Here is a 2,463-nt window from a genome sequence, read left to right as displayed (position 1 = left end):
GACCCAGGGCCAGCAACCGGCCGCCAGCGCGCCCCTGCCGACCCAGCCCACGGGGGGTTCACTGGGCACCAGCGGCTTCGTGCCCGGCGCCAGCATCGGCCGCGGCCAGGCGGTGATCGCGCGTTATGAAGGCGCCAACGCCATCGTCATCGCCGCCCCCGCCGACGTGCAGCGCCGGCTGGGCGAGGTGATCCGCCAACTCGACGTGCGCCGCGAACAGGTGCTGGTCGAAGCCGTGATCGTCGAGATCAGCGACATTGCCGCCCAACGGCTGGGCGTGCAGTTCCTGCTGTCGGGCACCGGCGGCTCCAATATCCCCTTCTCGGTCACCAACTACAGCAATGCCGCGCCCAACCTGCTGGCGGTGGCCGGCGCGATCGCGGCGGAAAAACGCTATGGCCAGGACAATTCCACGACGGTCGCCCTGCGCAACGCGGCGGTGAACAGCCTGTTGAACGCCAACGGCGGCCAGTTCGGCTTTGGCGGCAATCTCGGCTCGAACGCGGTGTTCGGTTTTGTCATCAACGCCGTGAAGGCCGACACCGCGTCCAACGTGCTCTCCACCCCGTCGGTGATGACGCTGGACAATGCCCAGGCGCGCATCCTGGTGGGCCAGAACGTGCCGCTGGCCACCGGCCAGGCGCTGTCGAACAACTTCGACAACGCGTTCCGCACCGTGCAGCGCCAGGACATCGGCATCGCGCTTGACGTGCGACCGCAGATCAACGCCGGCGGCACCATCAAGCTGACCCTGCGGCAGGAAGTGAGCAGCATCGCCTCCTCGGTCGTCACCCAGAACATTCCCGATCTCATCCTCAACAAGCGTGAGATCACCACCACCGTCACCGTGGATGATGGCCAGATCCTCGCGCTCGGCGGCCTGATCGACGAGAATGAGCGCCGTGCGATCGAGAAGGTGCCCTTGCTGGGCGACATCCCGATCCTGGGCAACCTGTTCCGCTCCAAGTCACGCAACCGCACCAAGACCAACCTGATGGTGTTCATCCGCCCCACCATCATTCGCGGGGCCGCCGATGCCGCGCAGCTGACCGGCGAGCGTTACCAATATGTCCGCGCCGAACAGGCCCGCCGCGAAGGCACGCAGGACACCAGCCTGGATGCGCTGGTGCGCGATTATCTGAAGGCGCCGATCCCGGGTGCCGCCCCGCCACAGCCACAGCCTCCCTCGTCGCCACCGCCGGTGCCGCCCAGGCCATGAGCCAGCCGACGCTCTCTTATGCCTTTGCCAAGGCGCAAGGGGTGATCGTCACCGCGATGGGCGAGGTGGCGACGGTGGCCCGGCGTGCCGGCAGCCCGCCGCAAGCGCTGATCGAGGTGCGGCGCGTCGCCGGCCGTCCGCTGGCCTTGATGGAGGTCGATGATGCCGGCTTCGATCGGCTGCTGCAGGATCATTATGCCCGCGCCACCTATGCCGGCGAAGCCGATGAACTGGCCGGGCTGGCCGATGATCTGCCCTCGGCCGAAGACCTGCTGGCCAGCGACGATGAAGCCCCGGCCATCCGGCTGATCAACGGCCTCATCGCCGAAGCCGCCCGCCTGAAAGCGTCGGACATCCACATCGAGCCCTTCGAAACCGCCTTGGTGGTGCGCATGCGCGCCGATGGCGAACTGAAGGAAATGCACCGCCTGCCCCCTGGCGTCGCGGCGCTGCTGGTCAGCCGCATCAAGGTGATGGCACGCCTCGACATTGCCGAGCGCCGGCTGCCGCAGGATGGCCGCATGGACCTGGCGTTGGGCGGCAAGCGGCTCGACGTGCGCGTCTCCACCCTGCCGGCGCGCGGCGGTGAACGGGTGGTGCTGCGCCTGCTCGACAAGGAAAATGCCGGCATCGATCTCGCCGCACTTGGCATGCCGGCCGCCATCGAGGCCGACTTCCGCGCCGCGCTGGCGGCGCCCAACGGCTTGGTGCTGGTCACCGGCCCCACCGGCAGCGGCAAGACGACGACGCTCTATGCCGGCCTCAAGCTGCTCAACGACGGCCGCCGCAACATCCTGACCGTCGAAGATCCGGTCGAGTATGCCGTGGATGGCATCGGCCAGACCCAGGTCAACCCAAAGGTCGGCCTCAGCTTCGCCGCCGGTCTGCGCGCCATCCTGCGGCAGGATCCTGACGTGGTGATGGTCGGCGAAATCCGTGACGCCGAAACCGCCAGCATCGCCGTGCAGGCGGCGCTGACCGGCCATCTCGTGCTGTCGTCGCTGCACACCAACGATGCCGCCAGCGCCATCACCCGCCTGCGCGATTTTGGCGTCGAGCCCTTCCTGCTCGCCGCCACGCTGCGCGCCGTGGTGGCGCAGCGGCTGGTGCGCCGGCTCTGCCCCGTCTGCCGAACGGCGCATCCGGCCGATACCGGCACTGCCGCCGCCGTGGGTATCGCCGCCGGCAGTCCGGTCTGGCAGGCCCCGGGCTGCGATGCCTGCGGCCACAGCGGCTGGCAGGGC

General features: G+C 68.8%; 1 protein-coding gene and 1 pseudogene. Both read left to right on the top strand.

What is annotated here, in order from left to right; genetic code table 11:
* Positions 1 to 1,219, top strand: a pseudogene (locus tag GJ693_RS15440) (type II secretion system secretin GspD); the annotation flags it as partial.
* A partial coding sequence (locus tag GJ693_RS15435; RefSeq protein WP_156257133.1) for a GspE/PulE family protein occupies positions 1,216 to 2,463 on the top strand: 1,248 nt, incomplete at its 3' end. The pseudogene GJ693_RS15440 and the gene GJ693_RS15435, both read left to right, overlap by 4 nt.

The organism is Sandarakinorhabdus oryzae, from assembly GCF_009733735.1.
Lineage (GTDB): Bacteria > Pseudomonadota > Alphaproteobacteria > Sphingomonadales > Sphingomonadaceae > Sandarakinorhabdus > Sandarakinorhabdus oryzae.
The sequence above is the reverse complement of the archived record's forward strand: the minus strand, read 5'-3'. Positions and strand labels throughout refer to the sequence as shown.